Source organism: Actinoplanes philippinensis, assembly GCF_900113015.1.
In the GTDB taxonomy this organism is placed as follows: domain Bacteria; phylum Actinomycetota; class Actinomycetes; order Mycobacteriales; family Micromonosporaceae; genus Actinoplanes; species Actinoplanes philippinensis.
This window is the reverse complement of record NZ_FONV01000003.1, coordinates 455192-477804: the sequence shown is the minus strand read 5'-3', so window position 1 is coordinate 477804 and position 22613 is coordinate 455192. Positions and strand designations below refer to the sequence as shown.

The window sequence follows — 22613 nt, the reverse complement described above, 5'->3', positions numbered from 1 at the left end:
CCCGGCGCCCGCCGGGCATATGCGACGCCCACCACCCCACCGCCGCCCTTTCCCGCCACGGTCCCGCCGCCACCCAGCGGCGCACCCGTACGCGCTCCCACCTGATCACCAGTGCTGTTCGCCCGTCGGACCGAACTGTGACGGGGGCATCGTGGCCCCGGCCGTGCCGGGGCCACGATTGGTTGAATCACCAGGCCTGCTGGGCCGTGTGATGGGCGGGCCGAGGTGGTGGGTGGGTCGGCTCGCACTCGGGGCGGCTTCCCCGGCTTGTCGGGCTTCCCCGGCTTGTCGGGCTTCCCCGCTCGTCGGGCTTCCCCGCTCGTCGGGCTTCCCCGCTTCCCGGGCTTCCCGGGCTTCCCGGGCTTCCCGGGTTTGTCGGGCTTCCCGGGCTTCCCGGGTGTGCCGAGTGCGCCGGGGTGAGTGGGGCCGGGTTCCCCCTAGTGGTCCCGGGAGGGGCGTCAGTCGTGGGCTATGGCGTTCAGGACGTTCAGGCGGGCTGCTCGGATTGCGGGGACGACGGCTGCGATGACGCCGACCAGAGCGGCCAAGGCCAGGTAGGTGGCCATCCGGTCCCAGGGGAGGACGATCTGGGTGATGCCGTCGTCCTTCAGGGCTCGGGCCACCGCGCTGCCCATGCCGGCGCCCACCGTGACGCCGAGGAGGGCGCCGAACACCGCGATGACCACGGCCTCGACGGTGATCATGCGCATGGTCTGGGCGCGGCCCAGGCCGACGGCGCGGAGGAGGCCCAGTTCGCGGGTGCGTTCCAGGACGGACAGGGCCAGGGTGTTGACCACGCCGAGGACGGCGATAAGGATGGCCAGGCCCAGCAGGATCTGGATCATCAGGATGATCTGGTCGAAGACCGCCGCCTGGCTGTCGACGAAGGTCTGCTGATCGGTGGCGGACACCTCGGGACTGTCCGCGACCAGCGCCTTGACCTGTGGCAGCACCGCCGACACCGGGACGCCGTCGTCGAGGCGGATGAACCCGAGGACCGGCTGGGTGATGCCGAAGCCCTTGATCGCCTCGGACGGGAGGATGATGCTGCCGGGCAGTGCGTTCTCCGGGAACACCAGGGCGACCGTGTACGTGCGGGCCTCACCCCGGGACGTCTGGATCGGCACTCGCGACCCGGTCTGCCAGCCGTGCTCGGACGCCTCGGGCGCGCTCACCGCGATCTGGTCGGCGGTCAGCCGCGCGGCCGTGGTGCCGTACGACTCGGCGAGCCGGGACAGGTCCTCGGTGGCCGCCACATACGTCCGGTCGTCGCCGATCGCCACCAGGTCGTTGTAGAGGCCGGCGGCCGCCCGCACCCCGGGGATCGCGGCGGCCCGGTCGACGACGGCCGGATCGTAGGTCGGCGGCCGTGGCCCACCCTGATCGCCACTGATCATGATCTGGGCCTTGAGGATGCGCGCGGCCTCCGCCTTGAGGCTGCTCTTCGCCGAGTCCATCACCACCGTCACACCGGTGACCAGGGCGATGCCGACCATCAGGGCGGCCGCCGTGATCGCGGTGCGGCGTGGGTTGCGGCCCGAGTTGAGCCGGCCCAGCCGGCCCGGGACCGACCACGAGAACAACCGGCCCAGCAGCGCCACCACCGGCCGGCTGATCAGCGGGGTGAGCAGGGCGACACCGACGAACGTGACCAGCACACCGCCGAGGATCAGGTAGAGGGCGGTGTTCCCGCTCGCCACGAACAGGCCGGTGCCCAGGGCCGACGCGCCGGCCGCCGTGACGACCGTCCCGGCGACGGTGAGCTTGGTGAGCGGGCGGTCCGGGGTGGCCACGTCCTGCATGGCGGCGACCGGGGCGATCCGTGACGCCCGGAGCGCCGGCATCACCGCGGCCACCACGGTGACCAGGATGCCGACCGTGAACGAGCTGATCACCGCGGACAGCGGCACCCCGATCGGGGCCAGATCCATCCCGCCGCTCATGGAGCTGAACAGCGCGCCCAGACCGGCGCCCGCGCCGACCCCGGCGAGCAGCCCGAGCACCGAGGCGATCACGCCGACCACCACGGCCTCGGCGAGCACCGAGTTGATCACCTGGCGGCGGGAGGCGCCGATGGCCCGCAGCAGCGCCAGCTCACGGGTGCGCTGGGCGACCACGATCGAGAACGTGTTGAGGATCAGGAAGATGCCGACGAACAGCGCGATCCCGGCGAAGCCCAGCAGGATCTGGTTGAAGAAGCCCATGCCCTCCTTCAGGTCCGCCGAGCTCTCCGCGGACAGCTGGTCGCCGGTCTTCACGTCGTAGGCGCCGCCGAGCGCCGGGACGAGCCGGTCACGCAGCTGGTCCGGGGTGACACCGTCGGCGGCGGCGACCGTCACCGAGGTGAACACGTCCTTCTCGCCGAGCATCAGCTCCTGCGCCACCGGGGTGGTGAACGCGACCTCCTGCACGCCGCTGATGCTGTCCCGGCCGCCGGTGTAACCCCAGATCCCGACCAGGGTGAACTCCCGCTTCGGCTGCTGGGTGAGGACCGGCACACGGTCGCCGACGGTGTAGCCGGCCAGTTTCGCGGTGGTCGCGTTCATGGCGATCTCGTCCGGGGACTCCGGGCCACGGCCGGAACGGAGCTCCATCAACTCGTCCGTGCCGGTCCAGTTGGAACCGATCCGGGGTGGGCCGAACGAGGTGAGGACCTTGCCGTCGGTCCCGATCACGCGGGCTCCGTCCGCATCGACACGGCCGGTTGCCGACCGTACCCCCTCCTGGGTTTTGATCGTCTCCACGACGGACGCCGGAAGCGGCGCGGAGACCTCCTCACCGTCCATCTCGGCGACCTCGACCTTGGGTTTCGCGGTGACCGAGACGTCGGTCGCGGCGTAGACGTCGGAGAAGATCGAGTCGAAGGTACGGTTGAGCGTGTCGGTGAGCACCAGCGCGCCGGACACGAACATCACGCCGAGGATCACCGCGAGGCCGGACAGGACCAGCCGCAGTTTCCGGGCGAGCAGACTCTTCAGGGTCGCGCGGAGCATCAGAGCATCACCGAGTCGGACGGGGCGTCCAGCCGCTTCATGGTGTCGAGCACCGTCTCGGCGGTCGGGTCGGCCAGCTCGTCGACGATGGACCCGTCGGCCAGGAACACCACCCGGTCGGCGTAGCTCGCCGCGACCGGGTCGTGGGTGACCATCACGATGGTCTGCCCGTGCTCGCGGACACTGGACCGCAGGAACGACAGCACCTCGGCGCCGGACCGCGAGTCGAGGTTGCCGGTCGGCTCGTCGGCGAAGATCACGTCGGGGCGGCCCATCAGCGCCCGCGCGCACGCCACCCGCTGCTGCTGGCCGCCGGAGAGCTGGCTGGGCCGGTGCGACAGCCTGTCCTTGAGGCCGACCGTGCCGATCACCGTGTCCCACCACTGCGGGTCGGCCTTGCGGCCGGCGATGTCCAGCGGCAGCCGGATGTTCTCCGCCGCGCTGAGCGTCGGCAGCAGGTTGAACTGCTGGAAGATGAAGCCGATCCGGTCGCGGCGCAGGCGGGTCAGGGCTTTGTCGCCGAGGGTGCTGATCTCGGTGCCGCCGATGTGCACGGTGCCCTCGCTCACCGTGTCGAGCCCGGCCAGGCAGTGCATCAATGTCGATTTCCCGCTGCCGGACGGCCCCATGATGGCCGTGAACCGGCCCCGGCCGAACTCGGCGCTGACCCCCCGGAGCGCCGCCACCCGGGCCTCGCCCGAGCCGTAGACCTTCCAGATGCCGTCCGCGCGCGCCGCCACCGGCCCGCCGGCATTCGTCGCTGCCACCGTGTCTCCCCCTGTGGTCCGTCAATCCGTCCGGCCCAGTGTTGCGGCGGACGCGGCGCGCGGCGTCCGCCCGGCGGGGGATGCCGACGCGGAGAAATCCCTGAGGAGCGCACTTACCCGCGGCTCAGGGATGCCCCTGAGGAAGCCCCGGTCCGGAGGCCCGGAACAGGGCCTGTCCCGGAGCCCGCCGACTGTTAGTGTCCAAGGTCATCGATGTCTTTCACGGGGGTAACGAAGTGCGACGATTCGTCACATCAGCGATGATCCTGGCGGTGCTGAGCGGCATCCTGGGTCTGTCCGCCACACCGGCCTCGGCGATCGAGGCGAACATGACCTGGGTCAGCATGGGCACCAACCGGTGCCTGGACAGCAACGCCAACCAGTACGCGTACACCCGCGGCTGCGGGCAGCCCAACCTCTATCAGCGGTGGAACGGCGCCTTCCCGCGGCCGCGCATCTTCCGCAACGTGGCCACCAACCTGTGCCTGGACAGCAACGCCGCCCGCGAGGTCTACACGCGACCGTGCGGGGCCGGTAACCAGTACCAGCAGTGGCGCGACATCAGCACCACCTCGTCGTACGGCGTGTTCCAGAACGTGGCCACCGGATACTGCCTCGACGGGAACGCTTCCGGGGATCTCTACACCAACGGCTGCAACATGGCCAACCGCTACATGAGGTGGCGCGAGGTCTACCCCTGACATCGATGGTGTGCTCCGGTGGCGGGGCGGGCATAGCCTGATAACCCCGCCTCGGAGGACCCTGATGCGCATTCGACCGGTACGTCTCGGGACCTGTCTCCTCGCACTGACGGCAGTTCTGGCCACTGCTGGTTGCCTGCCGGTGGCCGAGCAGCCGCCGTCCCGCCAGTCCGCGCCCGCGCCGTCGCCCAGCTCGTCCGAACTGGAGGGCACCGACACGCCGGAGGAGTTCGCCAACGACATGCGCGGCGCTGTCGCGAGTGCCGAACGGTACTGGTCGGAACGTCTCGGGTCGGGGTTCGAGCCGGTCCGGGACGTTCTGGCGTACCGCAAGGACGGCGAGGTCGACTGTGCCGACCAGCCGCTGCCCCGCAACAACGCGGTGTACTGCTCCGCCGGGGACTTCATCGCCTACGACGTGAACTGGGCGTTCGGCGCGTTCCGGCAGATCGGCGACTCGTTCGTGTACTACCTGCTCGGCCACGAGTACGCCCACGCGATCCAGGCCCGGCTCGGCATCCGCAAGGAGTTCACCATCGAGCAGGAGCTGCAGGCCGACTGCATGGCCGGCGCCTACATCGGCGACATGGTCCGGGCCAATCCGTCGGTCATGGACGAGGGCGACACGCAGGAGCTGGCCGACGGGCTCGAAGCGGTCGGTGACGATCCGAACCAGCCGTGGTTCGCTCCCGGCTCGCACGGTTCGCCCGCTCAGCGCTTCCAGTCGTTCGCCAACGGGTACGAGCAGTCCCTGGAGGCCTGCGGCATCTGAGGGCACTGTCACATTCGTTCGGCTCGCCGTCTGCCGATCCGGAGAATGGGCCGCATGGACCCTGCCGCTGTGCTCTTCGACATGGACGGGACGCTGGTCGACAGCGAGCGGCTCTGGGGCGTGGCCCTGGGTGAGCTCGCCGAGCTGGCCGGTGGCGCCCTGTCCGAGGCCGCCCGGCTCGCCATGGTCGGCACCAGCATGGCCCGCAGCATGCAGATCTTCCGCGACGAGATCGGGCAGCCCGACCGGCCCGAGCGGCCGGACGTGGAGTGGCTGACGGTGCGCGTCCAGGAGCTGTTCGCCGACGGCCTGGTCTGGCGGCCCGGCGCGATGGAGCTGCTGCACGCGGTTCGCGCGGCCGGCATCCCGACGGCGCTCGTGACGTCCACCGGGCGCCGGCTCGTCGAGGTCGCCCTCCGGACCCTCGGCGCGGAGAATTTCGACGTCGTCGTCTGCGGCGACGAGGTCCAGCGGCCGAAACCGGACCCGGAGCCGTACCGGACGGCGGCCGCGCTGCTCGGCGTGCCGATCGGTGCCTGCGTGGCCATCGAGGACTCGCCCAGCGGCGTGGCCAGCGCGTCCACGGCCGGGGCGGTGGTGCTCGCGGTCCCCGCCGAGCTGGAGCTGACGCCGGTCGACGGGGTCCACCTGCGGTCGACGCTGGCCGGCGTGGACCCGGCGTTCCTGGCCGGTCTTCTACTCTGACGTCTTTTGGCACTTGAAAGTGACGTCACTATGACGTCATAGTGAAGGCATGGACCTGACGCCGTACCTCGAAGGGCTCCGCGCCGACCTCGCCGCCGTCGCCGCGCCCGCCGGCCCGGACACCGTCCGCGCCGCCGACCTGCTCGGCGGCGCGCTCGAATCGTCCGCCCGGCTGGCGCTGCTGGAAGCCCTCTCCGACGCGGCCGCCGAGATCACCACCCGGCTCAGCGGGCCGGTCGTCGAGGTCCGGCTCCGCGGCCGCGAGGCCGACCTGGTCGTCACCGGCGCCGAGCCCGAGACGCCACCGTCACCACCCGCCTTCACCGACACCGGTGGCGACCTGGCCCGGCTCACCCTGCGCATGCCGGAAAGCCTCAAGACGCACGTCGAGCAGACCGCCGCCGCCGAAGGGATCTCCGTCAACGCGTGGCTGGTCCGGGCCGTCACCAGCGCCATCGATCCCGGGCGGTCCAAGGGCCCGGGCAGCCGCCGGGTCACCGGCTTCTTCCAGGCCTGACGGCCTTCAATCCTTCCGTGTGGCGGTTCGCGGCTTTTGCCGGTCCTCACCGACGGCTCGCGAGTTCTTCCGGTTTGCCGTCCCGGCGTACTTCGCCGGGTCTCGATGCCCTGTTCCTGGTTCCTCCCGGTTTGCGGTCCCGGCGTCCTTCGCCGGGCCTCGCCGGCCGGCCTTCGATCCACCCGGTTTCCGGGGCCCGCACCCTTCGTTCTTCGAGGAGAGACCTCAGATGTACGAGTACCCGCGCACCGAACCCGTGACCGTCTCGCTCCGTGCCCTCAGCGGTCGGGTCGACGTCGAAGCCGGGCACGGTGAGACCATCCAGGTCGACATCAGCCCGATCCGTGACAGCAGCGCCGCCCGCGACCTGGCCGCCCAGGTCAAGGTGGCGCTCGAGGACGACACCCTGGTGGTGCACGTCCCCGACCGGCGCGGAGCGCTCTGGCGGCGCGGCCACAGCCTCGCCATCCGCATCCGGGTGCCGGAAGGCAGCACCCTGACCGGCCGCAGCGCCGCCGCCGCGGTTCACGCCACCGGCCGCTACGCCCGCGTCGACCTGGACCTCTCCTCCGGCGACTCGGAAGTCGAGAACGTCGACGGCGACGCCCGCATCACCACTGCCAGCGGCCACCTGACCGTCGGCCGGGCCGGCGGCGCCGTCGCCCTCAAGACGAGCTCCGGCCACCTGACCATCGGTGACGTCACCGGTGACGTCACCGCCCGCACGTCGAGCGGCGACATCCGTCTCGGCTCCGTCGGCGACTTCCTCGAAGCCACCACCGCCAGCGGCGAGATCGAGGTGCGCCGGCTGCGCCAGGGCCAGGCCAAGATCCGTACCTCCTCGGGGGATGTCCGTGTGGGTGTGGCCCCCGGCACCGGCGTCTGGCTCGACCTGAACACCTCCTCCGGCCGGAACGTCAACACCCTGGCCGCTCCCGGCGACACCACCGCGCAGACGGGAGCGACCCTGGAACTGAAGGTCCGCACCGCCTCCGGCGACATCCACATCCAGCGGGCGGCCTGACCGGCCCGGTCCCGCCGCGCCCTCCGGCCCGGGTCGCGTTCAGCCTGGCGCGGGCTGGTCGTCGCTCCCGTCAGACCCCGCCGGGTCGGTGGCCGACACGGGGCGGTTGTGAGATCTCAGCGGGCTCCACCCGGGGCGGCGGCAGGCACCGTGAGGTGACGTTGGTCAGTGCTCCGCTCGGGCGGTGACCGGTACCGGGTGACGTCGGATCAGCCGCTCCATTCGGCAGCGAGTGGCACCGTGAGGTGACGTTGGCCAGCGGCTCTGCTCGGGGGTGAGCGGTACCGGGTGACGTCGGATCAGCCGCTCCACTCGGCAGCGAGTGGCACCGTGAGGTGACGTTGGCCAGCGGCTCCGCTCGGGCGGTGACCGGTATCGGGTGACGTTGGTCAGCCGCTCCACTCGGCAGCGATTGGCACCGTGAGGTGATGTCGGGTCAGCCGCTCCACTCGGGGGCGATTGGCGCCGTGTGGTGACGTCGGTCAGTGCTCCACCCGGGGCGATGGTCCGGCACGAGGTGGTGTGGTGCTGAGAGGTCGGTCAAGCCTGCTCGACGGACGGGTGGCCGGCGCGGAGTGGTGCTGAGACGTAGGTTCAGCGGACTTCACTCGGGTGGTGGCCGGCAGGGGTGGCGCTGAGACGTCGGCCAGCCGGCGTCATTCGGGCGGCGATCGGTCAGGTGCCGGGACGGATCAGGCCGGTTTCGTAGGCGAGGACGACGGCCTGGGTGCGATCGCGCAGCCGCAGCTTGGTGAGCACGTGCCCGACATGGGTTTTCACTGTGGTCTCGCTGACTCGGAGAGTCGCTGCGATCTCGCTGTTGCTGCGGCCCCGGGCCACGTGGATCAGGACCTCGCGCTCCCGGCCGGTCAGCGGGGACAGCCTGGCGCCGACGTCGGCCGTGCCGGCGGACAGGGTTCCGGCCAGGCGGTTCAGCATGCGGGCCAGCACCGGCGGGGTGATCACCGCTCCGCCCGCCGCCACCGCGTGCACGGCGGCGACCAGCTCGTCGTGTGCGGCGTCCTTGCAGAGATAGCCGGCGGCTCCGGCGACGATCGCGGCGATCACCTCGTCGTCGCTGTCGTGGCCGGTCAGGATCAGGACACGCACCGCGAGCCGGGACTCGGAGACGGCCCGGGCCACAGCGAGACCGTCCAGGCGGGGCAGCGTCACATCGGTGATCAGCACATCAGGCAGCAGGCGGCGGGCCAGATCGACGGCTTCAACACCGTCACCGGCCTCCCCGGCGACGACGATCTCCCGAGTGTCCGGGCGGCCGTCCCCCTTCGGCGGGACGGCCTGGCCACCGGTGAGCACGGTCCGCAGCCCGGCTCGTTGCAGGGGAGCGGCATCCGCCAGCAGAACCCGAAGTGGCCCGCTCACCTCATCACTCTCCACCCGGCCCGGCCCGCATCTCGGTCAGGACCCGCCGGAACGCGATCCGTACTTCGGCGGGGGTCCTCCGGAGCGTGATGTGCACCTCGCCGAGAGGTCTCCGGAGCGCGGTCGGCGCCTCGACGGGATTCCTCCAAAGTACGGCCCGCACTCCGGCGCGAGTCATTCGGAGCGTGGCCCGTTCTTCGGTAAGGGCTCTTCGGAGCGCGGTCGGCATTTCGGTGAGCGCCCCTCGGAGCGCGGCCCGTGCTTCGGTGAGGACCGCTCGTAGTAGGGCCCGCGTTTCGGCCCGGGTCATTCGGAGCGCGGCCCGCGCCTTGGTGAGGACCCCTCGGAGTACGGCCCGTGCTTCGGTGAGAGTCATCGGGAGCGCGGTCGGCTCCTCGGTGAGGGTCTCTCGGGGTGCGGTCCGCGCTTCGGTGAGGGTCCTCAAGAGCACAGCCGGTGGCCGGATGGGCGGCGACTGGCTGTGCGTGTGCGGGCGGGCCGGAGTCAGCCAAGGGGATCGTCCCGTAGCAGGGCGCCCACCCGGTCCGGCTCGGTGTCAGGGGTGAAAGCGCTGGTCGAGACGGATTCCGGGAACGGGGGCGGAGTGCCGCCGAACTCGGGGCACAGGGCCTGGTGACTGCACCAGCCGCACAGGCGGCTCGGCTTGGGGCGGAAGTCGCGGTCGCGTTTCGCTCGCTCGATCGCTGTGGAGAGGGCGATCAGCGTGCGTTCGAAGCGTTCCAGCTCGCCCGCCTCGGGGCTGTAGTCGAGAGCTTCCGCGTCCTTCAGGTAGAGCAGCCGCAACGCCCGGGGGACCACGCCGCGGGCGCGCCACAGGACCAGGGCGTAGAACTTCAGCTGAAACAGGGCCCGCCCCTCGAACGCCTCACGTGGCGCGCCGCCGGTCTTGTAGTCGACCACTCGCAGATCGCCCGCCGGGGAGACGTCGAGGCGGTCGATGTAGCCGCGCAGCAGCAGGTCCTCGCCGATCGTCGTGGAGATGAGGGTCTCCCGTTCGGCCGGTTGCAGGCGGCGCGGGTCCTCCACGGCGAAATAACCGGCGAGCAGGTCACGGGCGCCGGCCAGGAAAGCCGCGATCCGGGCCGCCTCGGCGGCGCCGGCCGGGAGGTCGATCAGCGCCGCCTGCCCGGTCGCGTCGATCTCGGCCGCGATCGCGGCCGGATCACGCATGAGCCCATCAGCAGGGCCGGCGCCGGTGGCGAGACCCGACGCCGCACCGGCGGCAGTGTCGCCGGTGGTGAGGCCCGATGTCGGGCCGGCGGCAGTGTCGCCGGTGGTGAAGCCCGGCGTTGGGCCGGCGGCAGTGCTGCTGGCGGGGAGGCCCGGCGTTGGGCCGGCGGCAGTGCTGCTGGCGGGGAGGCCCGGCGTCGGATTGGCGGCTGTGTCGCTGGTGGCGCGGGCCGACGCTGGATCGGTGACAGCGCTGCTGCTAGGGGCCGACGCTGGATCGGCGGCAGTGTCGCCGGCGGCGAGGTCTGATGCCGGACGGGCGGCAGTGTCGCCGGGGGTGAGGGCCGATGCCGAAGGGGCGGCAGGGTCGCCGGAGGCGTCACCGTGAGCCGAGGAACCGGGTGAGGACGACGCGGCGGCCGACCCGCCGGTCGACTCGGCGGAAGGGGTGGTGCGGACCGGGCGGCCCCTGGCTGGTGGGTCGGTGGCGAAGACGGCCGCCAGCTCGGGCTCCTGCTCCAGGAGGCGCTCCCACTCGGGGGTGACCAGGGCGGCCGCCGCCTCCGGGGTGCGGTCGGCGGCGGGCAGGTCGAACAGGCGCTCCAGGACGGCGTGCACCAGGGTGCCGCGGATCTGGTCGGCCGACGGCGTCTCGGGCAGCTTGTCCACGGTGCGGAAACGGAACAGCAGCGGGCAGGTCTTGAAGTCGGCGGCCCGGGAAGGTGACAGCGAAGGGCCGGACGGGGCCTCGGGACGCCGCGCGCGGCCGGCGGGCGAGACGGGAACGGCGGCCTGCCCGCCCGCAGAAAGGGGCAGAGAGGTGGCCTCGGTGGAGGGCGTCGGACTGGTGGCCTGGCCCTCGGTGGAGGGCGCCGGGGAGGTGGCCTGGCCCTCGGCCGAGGCAGAGCCGCCGGACTGGGCGGGCACCGGCTGCGGGGTGGGGGACACCGGCTGGGCCGCCATGGGAGAGAGCGCCGTCATGTCACAGAGGCTAGGCCAGGGGTACGACGAAAAACGCGGGGTGGGTCCCGGGCGGGCGTGTCCGTAGCATCGATCGCGTGGAGCAGAGCCGAGCGGCGCAGGGGCCGCAGGGCGGGTCGCCGCCGGGGCCGCCGGGTGGGGGCGGGCGGCCGGTGGGGCACGTGGCGGGCATCCCGGTGTATGCGAACGGGTCGATGCTGCTGCTCGCGGTGCTGGTCACCGTGGTGTACGGGAACTACGCGCGCACCGAGCTCGATCTGGCGCAGCCCTGGGCGTACCTCGTCGGCCTGGGGTTTGTGGGGTGTCTGCTGGGGTCGGTGCTGTTGCACGAGCTGGGGCACGCGCTGACCGCCCGCCGGTTCGGCATCGGCGTGCGCCGGATCACTCTGGAGCTGCTGAGCGGCTGGACGGAGATGGACCGGGACGCTCCCGCCCCGCGGGTGGACGCGCTGGTGTCGCTGGCCGGCCCGGCGGTGTCGCTGCTGCTCGGCGGGGTGGCGACGGTCGCCGCGGTGGCGCTGCCCGGTCACACGCTGGCCGGGCAGATCGCCTTCCAGCTGGCGTTGAGCAATGTGCTGGTGGCGTTCTTCAACGTGTTGCCGGGTCTGCCGCTGGACGGTGGGCGGGCGTTGCGGGCGCTGTTGTGGGCGGTGCTGAAGGATCGGAACCGGGCGACGGTGGCGGCCGGCTGGTCGGGCCGGGCGCTGGCGCTGCTGACCGCGGCGGTGGCGACGGTGCTGTACCGGATCGACGTGATCACCGGCTTGGGACTGGTGTTCGTGCTGCTGGTGGTGCTGACCCTGTGGCAGGGCGCGGGCCAGTCGATCCGGCTGGGGCGGATGACCGGGCGGTTCCCGCTGGTGGATCTCGGCGCGCTGGTGCGGCCGGTGCTCGCCGTCCCGGCCGGGACGCCGCTGGGTGAGGCGCAGCGTCGCCGCGCGGAGGACCCCCGGCCGGACGTGGTGCTGGCGGTCGCCGACTCGGCGGGTAGCCTCACCGCACTGGTCGACCCGGTCGCCGCCGAGCGGGTTCCGGTCGACCGGCGGCCCTGGGTGAGCGTGGAGAGCGTGGCCCGGTCCCGCGACGCGCTGACCTCGCTGCCGCTCGGGCTCACCGGTGAGCAGGTGGTCCGCGCGCTGCAGGCCCACCCTGGCGCGCAGTACCTGGTGACCGCAGGCGAGGATGTCGTGGGTGTCCTGCGGGTCGCCGACGTGGCCGCCGTGCTGGAACCACGGCGCGCGAGCCGAAAACCAGCAACCTCCTGAGAGAAGAGCAGTGACCACTACCCCAGCCACCGTCGTCGACGACGTCCCCGCGCACCGTGGGCCGTTCCGGGAGGGCGACCGCGTTCAGCTCACCGACCCGAAGGGCCGGATGCACACGATCGTGCTGGAGCCCGGCAAGGCGTTCCACACGCACCGCGGCGCTCTGCAGCACGACGAGCTGATCGGCCTGCCGGACGGCAGCGTCATCACCGCCACCAGCGGCACCGCCTACCTGGCGCTGCGCCCGCTGCTGTCGGACTACGTGCTGTCGATGCCGCGCGGCGCGCAGGTGATCTACCCGAAGGACGCGGCGCAGATCGTCGCGATGGGTGACGTCTTCCCCGGCGCGAAGGTGCTCGAGGCGGGCGCCGGCTCGGGCGCGCTGACCTGCTCGCTGCTGCGGGCCGTCGGCAGCTCCGGCGAGGTGCACAGCTACGAGCTGCGCGACGACTTCGCGGCGATCGCCCGGAAGAACGTGGAGGCGTTCTTCGGCGGGCCGCACCCGGCGTGGCACCTGCACAACGGTGACGTGGCGGGCAACGAGATCACCGGTTTCGACCGGATCATCCTGGACATGCTGACCCCGTGGGAGGCGCTCGACATGGTCGAGAGGTCGCTCATCCCGGGTGGCGTGTTCGTCGGCTACGTGGCGACCACCCCGCAGCTGTCCGAGCTGGTCGAGGCGCTGCGCGAGCGGGGCGGCTGGACCGAGCCGCGGGCCTGGGAGTCGCTGGTCCGGGACTGGCACGCGGACGGTCTCGCGGTCCGGCCGGACCACCGGATGATCGCGCACACCGCCTTCCTGGTGTCGGCCCGCAAGCTCGCCCCCGGCGTCACCGCGCCGCCGCGGCGCCGCAAACCCAGCAAGGGCGCCGAGGCGTACGCGATCCGCAAGGCCACCCAGGCGGCTCTGGCGGCCCAGGCCGTCGAAGCGGCGGGGGAGTGACCGCCGTATCTTTCGTCCGGTAGGTTCCGTGGGGGCCAGGCCCCGGGAGGACAGGAGTGGGCGCGTTGAGCGAGCTCGCAGCTAAGGCGGCGCGATGAGTTCTCCACCGTTCGGCGGCAGCAACGAGATGCCGGCGGTCTTCCCCGACTGGTCGCCTTATCCCGATCTGGACTCGGCCGCCCGGGCCTATCTGCGTGACCCCGAGGTGGCCCTGGAGGCGCTCTTCGGGGTCCTGCGGGGCGCGCAGGTGCTGTGTTTCACGCTGGAGCGTTTCGTCAACGAGGTCAACGGGGTGTGGCAGGAGGTCGTCGTCTGTGACGGCAGCCGGCTGGTCCTGTGGCACGGCGAGGACGTGGCGCCCGGTGACGGCCCGGTCGGGGCGATGACGTCGTCGCTGCGGGTGGTGCCGCTGTCGACGGTGACCGAGGTGGGTTGCCGGCGGCGGCTCACCCGTACGCCGAACGGGCAGGCCCGGGTCGACAGCATCGACGTCTACCTGCTGCTCAGCTCGGTCGACGACGCGGTCCCGCCGCCCGGGGTGGGCGAGGACGAGGGCCGGGCGCCGCTGCGGCACGACGCGCTGCGTTTCGGCAAGACGCTCGACGACGGCGGCGCCGGGCAGATAGCGCGGCTGGAGGAGTTCTCCCGGGTGGTCGCGTCCCTGGTCGGCCGTCCCACCCTGTGAACTCAGTCCGGTTCACTCACCGGAGCTCAGCGGGCCGGCGACGGCGACCCCGTCGGCGGCCCGCTCCACGTGGATGCAGTCGCCGGGGCACTCCTTGGCCGAGTCGATGACCTCGAGCAGCAGCTGCCGCGGCACGTCCGCGCGCACGCCGGGAGCCTGCAGCAACTCGCCGGTGTGGTCTTTTACATAGGCGAGGCCGTCGATGTCCAGTTCGAACACTTCCGGGGCGTACTGAACGCAGAGTCCGTCACCGGTACAGAGATCCTGATCGATCCAGACCCGCAGCTCATCAGTGTCAGCCGACACATCTACCTCCCGCAACCCGTCGGGGCCGACGGTACCCGAACTCTGACCGACCGGCTCAGCCGCCGTCGCACCAATCGATCAAGAGTCGGTGACGAGGGTGTTGCATGGGTCAAAAACGGTTTCTGAACGGCTAGTGTTGAGCCATAACGTTCGAGCCCCCCGGGGAGGTGGGACGTGGCACGTAGCGACGAAGCGGACTCCCGCGCCGCGCGAGCGGAGAAGGAAGTCAACGATCTCTCCAGCCAGGTCGCGTTCTTGCAAGAAGAGCTCGCCCTGGTTCGGCGGAAGTTGACGGAGAGCCCCCGACACGTCCGGCAGCTCGAGGAACGGCTCGCGGCAACGCAGGCGCAGCTGGCCCGAGTGACCGAGAACAACGAGCGGCTCGTGGCGACCCTCAAGGAAGCCCGGGCCCAGATCGTCACTCTCAAGGAAGAGATTGACCGGCTCGCCCAGCCGCCCAGCGGCTACGGCGTGTTCCTGGCGGCACACGAGGACGGCACGGTGGACGTGTTCACCGGTGGCCGCAAGCTGCGGGTGGCGGTCTCACCGTCACTCGCCGCCGACGAGCTCCAGCGCGGACAGGAAGTCCTGCTGAACGATGCTCTCAACGTCGTCGACGCGTTCGGCTTCGAGCGCACCGGCGAGGTCGTCTCGCTCAAGGAGGTGCTGGACAACCCGTCCGGCGGCCCCCGCGACCGGGCGCTGGTGATGTCGCACGCCGACGAGGAGCGCATCGTGTTCCTCGCCGACTCGCTCGACATCGACAAGCTGCGCGCCGGTGACTCGCTCATGATCGAGCCCCGTTCGGCGTATGCGTACGAGCGGATCCCGAAGAGCGAGGTCGAGGAGCTGGTCCTGGAGGAGGTGCCCGACGTCGACTACAGCGACATCGGTGGCCTGCACTCCCAGATCGAGCAGATCCGCGACGCGGTCGAGCTGCCGTTCCTGCACGCCGACCTGTTCCGGGAGCACCAGCTGCGCCCGCCGAAGGGCATCCTGCTCTACGGCCCGCCCGGCTGTGGCAAGACCCTGATCGCCAAGGCGGTGGCCAACTCGCTGGCCAAGAAGATCGCCGAGCGGCGTGGCGAGGAGAAGCACACCAGCTACTTCCTCAACATCAAGGGCCCGGAGCTGCTCAACAAGTACGTGGGTGAGACCGAGCGGCACATCCGCCTGGTCTTCCAGCGGGCTCGGGAGAAGGCCGGCGAGGGCACCCCGGTGATCGTGTTCTTCGACGAGATGGACTCGATCTTCCGGACCCGTGGCTCGGGTGTCTCCAGTGACGTGGAGAACACGATCGTTCCTCAGCTGCTCAGCGAGATCGACGGTGTCGAGGGCCTGGAGAACGTGATCGTGATCGGCGCCTCCAACCGGGAGGACATGATCGACCCGGCCATCCTGCGACCCGGCCGGCTCGACGTGAAGATCAAGATCGAGCGCCCGGACGCGGAGGCGGCGAAGGACATCTTCGCCAAGTACATCCTGGCGGACCTGCCGCTCAGCGGGGACGACCTCGCCGAGCACGGTGGCAACCGGGACGCGACGGTCGCCGCGATGATCGAGGCGGTCGTCCTCCGGATGTACACGGAGACCGAGGAGAACCGCTTCCTGGAGGTCACCTACGCCAACGGTGACAAGGAGGTCCTGTACTTCAAGGACTTCAACTCCGGCGCGATGATCCAGAACATCGTCGACCGCGGCAAGAAGATGGCGATCAAGGAGTTCCTCACCTCCGGCAAGAAGGGTCTCCGGCTGCAGCACCTGCTCGACAGCTGCGTCGACGAGTTCCGGGAGAACGAGGACCTGCCGAACACCACGAACCCGGACGACTGGGCCCGGATCTCCGGCAAGAAGGGCGAGCGGATCGTCTACATCCGCACGCTCGTCTCCGGTGGCAAGGGCGCCGAGGCCGGCCGGTCCATCGAGACCGCGACCAACACCGGTCAGTACCTGTAACACCGGTCCACGATCGGGGCCGGAGGGTTTCCCTCCGGCCCCGCTCTCGTTCATCCCGTATGACCCGTCTGGCCTGGCTCGACGCCCTCCGCGGGTGGGCCGCCACCGTCGTCGCCGTCTTCCATCTCAGCCCGGTCGTCCTCGGCCGGGACCCGCACCTGCGGATCTACGCCGTCGTCGACCTCGGCAAGTACGGCGTCCTGCTCTTCTTCCTGGTCAGCGGCTACGTCATCCCGATGTCCCTGGAGCGGCACGGCGATCTGCGGCGCTTCTGGATCGGCCGGCTGCTGCGGATCTACCCGGCGTACCTGGCCGCTGTCCTGATCACCATCGGTCTGGCCGCGGCCGGGATCATGCGCATGCCCGATCAGCTGACCGGCGAGACCACGGCGAGCGTCCTCGGGCACATGACCATGCTCCAGGACCTGATCGGCACCCGTGGTGTGCTCCGCCCGTTCTGGACGCTCTCCTTCGAGATGGTCTTCTACCTCGTCGTGGCCGGGCTGTTCGGATGGGGCCGGCACCGGGACAGCGCCTGGTGGGCGGCCGGGCTCACCGTGCTGGCGGCGGCCCGGTTGCCCGGCGATCTGCTCGGCGGGGGCGTCGTGGCCCGCCGGATCACCGCGGTGGTGGCCGTGGTGCTGCTGGGGGCGGTGCTCTGGGCGTACCTCAGCGGAAAGCGACGTCTCGTCCTCGCGGCCGGGACCGCCGGGATCGCCGCGACCGCCCTGCCGCTTCTCAACGGCCATGCCACCGACCAGGTGACCAGCGCGTCGTCGGCGCAGGCCACGCAGATGCTCGCGGTGATGTTCGCCGGGACGGTGATCTACCGGGCGCAGCACCGGCAGACCGCACGCCCGGCGGCGGTCGTGGTCCTCGGCCTGGTCGCCGCGGGGACGGCGGTACGGACGTCACCGGGCGTGGCGGCCGCGGTCGCGGGAACGTTCGCGATCGCCTTCCTGCTGCGCGGCCGCCGGCTCCCGAAGGTCCTCGTGGGGCTGGGGGCGATCAGCTATTCGCTCTATCTGCTTCACCTGCCGGTGCTCGCGGTGATCCGCTGGAGCACCCCCGACCCGGTGCTCACCGCGGTCGCCTTCCTGATCGCCGCACCGGCCGTGGCCTGGGCAGGCCATCGCTGGATCGAACGGCCCGCGCAGGCTCTCGCCCGGCGGGACATCGTGATCAACATCGCCACGCAAGGTACAGACGCGCGTACGGGGAGCTTCGGAAAGCGATATGAAAGCGTCTAGGCTCGATGCATGAGCAGGCGCAGCTTCGTGGCGGACAGGGTGGTCGCATGAGCGTTCGACGGATTATGGGGACCGAGGTCGAGTACGGCATTTCGGTTCCCGGTCAGCCCGGAGCCAATCCGATGGTCACGTCGTCCCAGGTGGTCAACGCCTATGGCGCCCGTCCCGAGCTCAGCAGCAAGGGCCGCGCCCGGTGGGACTACGAGGAGGAGTCGCCGCTGCGTGACGCCCGCGGCTTCACCTACTCCGGCGCCGCCTACGACCCGGCCGAGGCGCTCGCCGACGAGGATCTCGGCCTGGCCAACGTGATACTGACCAACGGTGCCCGCCTCTACGTCGATCACGCCCACCCGGAGTACAGCACGCCCGAGGTGACCAACCCGCTCGACGTGGTCAAGTGGGACAAGGCGGGCGAGCGGGTGATGGCCGAGGCCTCGCGCCGCGCCGCCACCATCCCGGGCGCCCACCGGATTCAGCTCTACAAGAACAACACCGACAACAAGGGCGCGTCGTACGGAGCGCACGAGAACTACCTGATGCGCCGGCAGACCGCGTTCGCCGACATCGTCGCCCACCTCACGCCGTTCTTCGTGACCCGGCAGATCTTCTGTGGCGCCGGTCGCGTGGGCATCGGCCAGGACGGCAGCGGCGCGGGTTTCCAGATCTCCTCGCGTGCCGACTTCTTCGAGGTCGAGGTGGGGCTGGAGACGACCCTCAAGCGGCCGATCATCAACACCCGTGACGAGCCGCACTCCGACGCCGACAAGTATCGTCGTCTGCACGTGATCATCGGCGACGCGAACCTGTCGGAGATCTCCACCTACCTCAAGGTGGGCACCACCGCCCTGATCCTCAACATGATCGAGGAGAAGGTGTTCACCGGCGAGCTGGGCATCGCCGACCCGGTCAGTGAGCTCAAGGCGGTCAGCCACGACCCGGCGCTCAAGCACCTGATGCGGCTGCGTGACGGCCGCCGGCTCACCGCGCTGGACCTGCAGTGGGCCTACTACGAGCGGGCCCGCCAGTTCGTCGACGACCGGCTCGGCGCCGACGTCGACGAGCAGACCGCCGACGTGCTGGACCGGTGGGAGGACGCGCTCGACAAGCTCGGCCGTGACCCGATGCTGCTCTCCGACAGCCTGGACTGGGTGGCCAAGCTGCGCCTGCTGGAGGGCTACCGGGAGCGGGAGAACCTGGGCTGGTCGTCGCCCAAGCTCCAGCTCGTCGACCTGCAGTATTCCGACGTGCGGCCGGAGAAGGGCCTCTACCACCGCCTGGTCGCCCGTGGATCGATGAAGACCCTGCTCGACCCCGACGTCACGCAGCGCGCCATGTACGAGCCGCCGGAGGACACCCGGGCCTACTTCCGGGGCCGCTGCCTCGCGCAGTACGCCTCCGAGGTGGTCGCCGCCAGCTGGGACTCGGTGATCTTCGACGTGGGCCGGGAGTCCCTGGTCCGGGTGCCCATGATGGAGCCGGAACGCGGTACCAAGAAGCATGTCGGCGCGCTGTTCGACACGTGTGAGAGCGCGAAGGATCTGCTCGAGGTGATCACGAGCCGGTAATAAAACACCCGTTCCGGCGGGCCGTTTCGTCATAGGCGCGAGGTAGGTTTTTCCCAACCCGATGTTGCAGGACTTCGGGGACGGCTGAGAAGGGGGACATCCATGGCAACCCGAGACACAGGTGGTCAGTCGCAGAGCAGCAAGGGCTCCAGCGACCAGCAGATCGAGGACGTCACCGTCGAGGCCAATCCCGAGGTAGCGGAACGGCACGCCGAGATCACCGAGGACGTCGACGATCTCCTCGATGAGATCGACTCGGTCCTGGAGGAGAACGCTGAGGAGTTCGTCCGAGGCTATGTCCAAAAGGGCGGTCAGTGACGTCTTTGTCCGTTTCTGAATGACCGGACGCCGCCGTTTCGGCGGCGTCCGCCATTTCCTCACCACATGTCGATGATGTTGAGCGCGCCCGCACGCTCCGGCGGGATAGTGTGCCTCAACTGCACGTACCTGAAAGGAACCACGTGGCGACGGGCTTTGATCCATCCGGGCGTCTACCGGATTTCTTCACCAGCACTTCGACGTCCTCCTTCACGCAGTTCCTGAGTCAGGCCGCCCCGGAGCTGCTCCCGGGCCGCCGGCCGCTGCCGCCCGGCCTGTCCGCCGACATCGCGCCGCACGGCACCACGATCGTCGCGATCGCGACGGCCGACGGTGTGGTGATGGCCGGTGACCGCCGGGCGACCATGGGCAACCTGATCGCCAGCCGGGACATCAAGAAGGTGCACCCGGCCGACGCGTATTCGCTGATCGGCATCGCCGGCACGGCCGGCATCGGCATCGAGCTGATCCGCCTGTTCCAGGTCGAGCTGGAGCACTACGAGAAGATCGAGGGCGCCATGCTCTCGCTCGACGGCAAGGCGAACCGCCTGGCCGCGATGGTGCGGGGCAACCTGGGCGCGGCCATGCAGGGCCTGGCCGTGGTCCCGTTGTTCGCCGGGTTCGACCTGTCCCCGGCCGAGGGTGTGGGTCCCGGCCGGATCTGGAGCTTCGACGTGGCCGGCGGCCTCTACGAGGAGACCGGCTACGAGGCGATCGGCTCGGGCTCGCTGTTCGCCAAGGCGGCCCTGAAGAAGCGCTACCGGGCCGGCGTCAGCACCGAGGACGCGATCGCCCTGGCCGTCGAGGCGCTGTACGACGCGGCCGACGACGACACCGCGACCGGCGGGCCGGACGTGATCCGCAAGATCTACCCGGTGGTGATGACCGCCACGGCGAACGGCACGCACCGGCTCAGCGACGAAGAGATCACCACGGTGGCCGAGCGGGTCGTCGCCGGCCGTCACGAGAACCCGGGCGGCTGACCCGCACTGGCGAGAGGAAGGTAGCCACCCGTGGCCATGCAGTTCTACGCATCACCCGAGCAGGTCCAGCGGGACCGTTCGGAATACGCCCGCAAGGGCATCGCCCGCGGCCGGTCGGCCGTGGTGCTCACCTACGAGGGCGGCATCCTGCTGGTCGCCGAGAACATCACCACCCTGCGCAAGATCAGCGAGATCTACGACAAGATCGCGTTCGCGGCCGTCGGGCGGTACAACGAGTTCGAGGCGCTGCGGCGCGGCGGCGTGCGGATGGCGGACATGGTCGGCCTGAGCTACGACCGGCGCGACGTGACCGCCCGGGCCCTGGCCAACACGTACACCCAGACGCTCGGTGCGATCTTCTCCGAGACGCAGAAGCCGTATGAGGTGGAGATCTGCGTCGCGCAGGTCGGCGCCTCGCCCGAGTCCGACGAGCTGTACCGGATCACCTACGACGGCTCGGTCATGGACGAGCCGGGCTTCATGGCGATGGGCGGCCAGGCCGAGGCGATCGGCAACGTGCTGCGCGAGCGGCACGACGCGACGGCCGAGCTGACCGTGGCGCTGGCCCTGGCGTCCGAGGCGCTGGGCAGCGTCGGCGGGGAGAACGGGCAGCCCCGCCAGCTGACCGACAAGCAGCTCGAGGTGGCCGTGCTGGACCGGCGGCGGCCGGGCCGGGCGTTCCGGCGGATCTCGGGCGCCGCGCTGACCACCCTGCTCGGGCACGAGGCGGTGTCCGAGGCCGACCTCGGCGAGGTGGACGCGGCGCCGCCCGCTCCGGCCGAGGGCAAGCCGACCGAGTCGGCCGCCTCGGAGGACACCGAGAAGTAGTTCGCGTGACGATTGCGGGGCGTGGTCGTGCCGGCCACGCCCCGCAATCATGGAAAGGGCCGGTTGTGGGTGCCGCTGAACCGGTTTCTGCCGGTAGTGTTCTGACATGGAACGGCGAATTTTCGGCCTCGAGACCGAGTACGGAGTCACGTGCACCTATCGGGGGCAGCGGCGGCTGTCGCCCGACGAGGTGGCCCGCTACCTGTTCCGCCGAGTGGTCTCCTGGGGACGCAGCAGCAACGTGTTCCTTCGCAACGGCGCCCGCCTCTACCTCGATGTCGGTTCCCACCCTGAGTACGCGACCCCCGAGTGCGACTCCGTCACCGATCTGGTCGCCCACGACCGGGCCGGCGAGCGGATCCTGGAGGGCCTTCTCGTCGACGCGGAGAAGCGTCTGCACGACGAGGGCATCGCGGGGGAGATCTACCTCTTCAAGAACAACACCGACTCCGCCGGCAACTCGTACGGCTGCCATGAGAACTATCTGGTGAGCCGCCACGGCGAGTTCGGCCGGCTCGCCGACGTGCTCATCCCGTTCCTGGTGACCCGCCAGCTGATCTGCGGGGCCGGCAAGGTGCTGCAGACGCCCCGGGGCGCGGTGTTCTGCCTGTCGCAGCGTGCCGAGCACATCTGGGAGGGCGTCTCCAGCGCCACGACCCGGTCCCGGCCGATCATCAACACCCGTGACGAGCCGCACGCCGACGCCGAGCGCTACCGGCGCCTGCACGTGATCGTCGGCGACTCGAACATGAACGAGGTCACCACCCTGCTGAAGGTGGGCTCCGCCGACATCGTGCTGCGGATGATCGAGGCCGGCGTGGTGATGCGTGACCTGACCCTGGAAAACCCGATCCGGGCGATCCGCGAGGTCAGCCACGACGTCACCGGCCGCCGCAAGATCCGCCTCGCCAACAACAAGGAGGTCTCCGCGCTGGAGATCCAGCAGGAGTATCTGGCGAAGGCGACCGAGTTCGTCGAGCGGCGCGGTGGCGACCCGGTCGCCAAGCGGGTCGTCGAGCTGTGGGGCCGGGTGCTCAACGCGATCGAGTCGGAAAATCTCGACCCGGTGGCCCGCGAGATCGACTGGGTCTCGAAGTACAAGCTGATCGAGCGTTACCAGGCCAAGCACGAGATCCCGATGTCGCATCCGCGGATCGCCCAGCTCGACCTGGCGTACCACGACGTGCGCCGTGGCCGTGGCCTCTACGCCCTGATGGAGAAGCGCAAGCAGGTCGACCGGATCGCCAACGACCTGCAGATCTTCGAGGCGAAGGAGACGCCGCCGCAGACCACCCGGGCACGGCTGCGCGGCGAGTTCATCAAGCACGCCCAGGAGAAGCGGCGCGACTTCACCGTCGACTGGGTGCACCTGAAGCTCAACGACCAGGCGCAACGGACCGTGCTCTGCAAGGACCCGTTCCGGGCCTACGACGAGCGGGTGGAGCGCCTGATCGCCAGCATGTGACGCGGTCGCCGG

19 protein-coding genes and 2 pseudogenes are annotated in these 22613 nt (G+C 70.5%); 15 read left to right on the top strand and 6 right to left on the bottom strand.

Annotated elements, in window-relative coordinates:
* Window positions 1-458 precede the first annotated feature (458 nt).
* Window positions 459-2993, bottom strand: a complete 2535-nt coding sequence (locus BM290_RS09050) for an ABC transporter permease (RefSeq protein WP_093611956.1) — start codon at window positions 2991-2993, stop codon at window positions 459-461.
* A complete protein-coding gene (locus tag BM290_RS09045; RefSeq protein ID WP_093611954.1) occupies window positions 2993-3760 on the bottom strand; it encodes an ABC transporter ATP-binding protein in 768 nt (255 codons plus the stop codon). Before BM290_RS09045 ends, BM290_RS09050 begins: the two co-directional genes overlap by 1 nt.
* A gap of 236 nt (window positions 3761-3996) precedes the next feature.
* Between BM290_RS09045 and BM290_RS09040 the strand changes: the two genes are divergently transcribed.
* From BM290_RS09040 to BM290_RS09020, 5 genes are all read left to right on the top strand, one after another.
* The gene (locus BM290_RS09040) at window positions 3997-4461 is read left to right on the top strand and encodes an RICIN domain-containing protein (protein WP_143133671.1); all 465 of its coding nucleotides are present in this window, start codon (window positions 3997-3999) and stop codon (window positions 4459-4461) included.
* A gap of 64 nt (window positions 4462-4525) precedes the next feature.
* Window positions 4526-5233, top strand: coding sequence for a neutral zinc metallopeptidase (locus BM290_RS09035; protein WP_093611950.1), 708 nt, complete (start codon window positions 4526-4528; stop codon window positions 5231-5233).
* A 69-nt stretch (window positions 5234-5302) separates the two neighbouring features.
* On the top strand, window positions 5303-5938 hold the full coding sequence (locus BM290_RS09030) for an HAD family hydrolase (protein WP_093611948.1): 636 nt from the start codon (window positions 5303-5305) through the stop codon (window positions 5936-5938).
* Window positions 5939-5987: 49 nt separating this feature from the next.
* Window positions 5988-6455 (top strand): hypothetical protein, encoded by a 468-nt coding sequence (locus BM290_RS09025; RefSeq protein WP_093611946.1) that lies wholly within the window; start codon window positions 5988-5990, stop codon window positions 6453-6455.
* Between the two features lie 229 nt (window positions 6456-6684).
* Window positions 6685-7479, top strand: a complete 795-nt coding sequence (locus BM290_RS09020) for a DUF4097 family beta strand repeat-containing protein (protein WP_093611944.1) — start codon at window positions 6685-6687, stop codon at window positions 7477-7479.
* A gap of 675 nt (window positions 7480-8154) precedes the next feature.
* Here BM290_RS09020 and BM290_RS09015 read toward each other — a convergent pair.
* From BM290_RS09015 to BM290_RS49590, 3 genes and pseudogenes are all read right to left on the bottom strand, one after another.
* Window positions 8155-8862 (bottom strand): response regulator, encoded by a 708-nt coding sequence (locus tag BM290_RS09015; RefSeq protein ID WP_239143217.1) that lies wholly within the window; start codon window positions 8860-8862, stop codon window positions 8155-8157.
* Window positions 8863-9366: 504 nt separating this feature from the next.
* A pseudogene (locus tag BM290_RS50925) lies at window positions 9367-10008 on the bottom strand (RecB family exonuclease); the annotation flags it as partial.
* A 495-nt stretch (window positions 10009-10503) separates the two neighbouring features.
* Window positions 10504-10782, bottom strand: a pseudogene (locus tag BM290_RS49590) (RecB family exonuclease); the annotation flags it as partial.
* A 413-nt stretch (window positions 10783-11195) separates the two neighbouring features.
* Between BM290_RS49590 and BM290_RS08995 the strand changes: the two are divergent.
* From BM290_RS08995 to BM290_RS08985, 3 genes are all read left to right on the top strand, one after another.
* The gene (locus BM290_RS08995) at window positions 11196-12299 is read left to right on the top strand and encodes a site-2 protease family protein (protein WP_093611938.1); all 1104 of its coding nucleotides are present in this window, start codon (window positions 11196-11198) and stop codon (window positions 12297-12299) included.
* 10 nt (window positions 12300-12309) lie between these two features.
* Window positions 12310-13245: a tRNA (adenine-N1)-methyltransferase gene (locus BM290_RS08990; RefSeq protein ID WP_093611936.1), complete on the top strand. Its 936-nt coding sequence runs from the start codon at window positions 12310-12312 to the stop codon at window positions 13243-13245.
* A 94-nt stretch (window positions 13246-13339) separates the two neighbouring features.
* Window positions 13340-13930: a hypothetical protein gene (locus BM290_RS08985; RefSeq protein WP_093611934.1), complete on the top strand. Its 591-nt coding sequence runs from the start codon at window positions 13340-13342 to the stop codon at window positions 13928-13930.
* A 12-nt stretch (window positions 13931-13942) separates the two neighbouring features.
* Here the strand turns inward: BM290_RS08985 and BM290_RS08980 are convergent, their stop codons facing one another.
* A complete protein-coding gene (locus tag BM290_RS08980; RefSeq protein WP_093611932.1) occupies window positions 13943-14236 on the bottom strand; it encodes a ferredoxin in 294 nt (97 codons plus the stop codon).
* Window positions 14237-14410: 174 nt separating this feature from the next.
* On the opposite strand from BM290_RS08980, the gene arc reads away from it, so the two are divergent.
* The 7 genes from arc to pafA all read left to right on the top strand — a co-directional run bounded on the left by arc (window position 14411) and on the right by pafA (window position 22601).
* Window positions 14411-16192 (top strand): proteasome ATPase, encoded by a 1782-nt coding sequence (gene arc / locus BM290_RS08975; RefSeq protein WP_093611930.1) that lies wholly within the window; start codon window positions 14411-14413, stop codon window positions 16190-16192.
* 59 nt (window positions 16193-16251) lie between these two features.
* Window positions 16252-17442: an acyltransferase family protein gene (locus tag BM290_RS08970; RefSeq protein ID WP_093611928.1), complete on the top strand. Its 1191-nt coding sequence runs from the start codon at window positions 16252-16254 to the stop codon at window positions 17440-17442.
* A gap of 47 nt (window positions 17443-17489) precedes the next feature.
* Entirely contained in the window at window positions 17490-19007 is a 1518-nt protein-coding gene (gene dop / locus BM290_RS08965; protein WP_093611926.1) for a depupylase/deamidase Dop, read from the top strand.
* Window positions 19008-19109: 102 nt separating this feature from the next.
* Window positions 19110-19325 carry a ubiquitin-like protein Pup gene (locus BM290_RS08960; protein WP_093611924.1) on the top strand — a complete coding sequence of 72 codons (216 nt, stop codon included), beginning with the start codon at window positions 19110-19112 and terminating at the stop codon, window positions 19323-19325.
* Window positions 19326-19468: 143 nt separating this feature from the next.
* A complete protein-coding gene (prcB, locus tag BM290_RS08955) occupies window positions 19469-20308 on the top strand; it encodes a proteasome subunit beta (protein ID WP_093611922.1) in 840 nt (279 codons plus the stop codon).
* Between the two features lie 30 nt (window positions 20309-20338).
* The gene (prcA, locus tag BM290_RS08950; RefSeq protein ID WP_093611920.1) at window positions 20339-21136 is read left to right on the top strand and encodes a proteasome subunit alpha; all 798 of its coding nucleotides are present in this window, start codon (window positions 20339-20341) and stop codon (window positions 21134-21136) included.
* A 106-nt stretch (window positions 21137-21242) separates the two neighbouring features.
* Entirely contained in the window at window positions 21243-22601 is a 1359-nt protein-coding gene (gene pafA / locus BM290_RS08945) for a Pup--protein ligase (protein ID WP_093611918.1), read from the top strand.
* The last annotated feature ends 12 nt before the right edge of the window (window positions 22602-22613 follow it).

Coding starts and splice junctions, on each gene's coding strand:
- BM290_RS09020 (WP_093611944.1), top strand. CDS start 6,685: ATGTACGAGTACCCGCGCACCGAACCCGTGACCGTCTCGCTCCGTGCC.
- BM290_RS08985 (WP_093611934.1), top strand. CDS start 13,340: ATGAGTTCTCCACCGTTCGGCGGCAGCAACGAGATGCCGGCGGTCTTC.
- BM290_RS08960 (WP_093611924.1), top strand. CDS start 19,110: ATGGCAACCCGAGACACAGGTGGTCAGTCGCAGAGCAGCAAGGGCTCC.
- BM290_RS09050 (WP_093611956.1), bottom strand. CDS start 2,993: ATGCTCCGCGCGACCCTGAAGAGTCTGCTCGCCCGGAAACTGCGGCTG.
- BM290_RS09035 (WP_093611950.1), top strand. CDS start 4,526: ATGCGCATTCGACCGGTACGTCTCGGGACCTGTCTCCTCGCACTGACG.
- dop (WP_093611926.1), top strand. CDS start 17,490: ATGAGCGTTCGACGGATTATGGGGACCGAGGTCGAGTACGGCATTTCG.
- pafA (WP_093611918.1), top strand. CDS start 21,243: ATGGAACGGCGAATTTTCGGCCTCGAGACCGAGTACGGAGTCACGTGC.
- BM290_RS09025 (WP_093611946.1), top strand. CDS start 5,988: ATGGACCTGACGCCGTACCTCGAAGGGCTCCGCGCCGACCTCGCCGCC.
- BM290_RS08970 (WP_093611928.1), top strand. CDS start 16,252: ATGACCCGTCTGGCCTGGCTCGACGCCCTCCGCGGGTGGGCCGCCACC.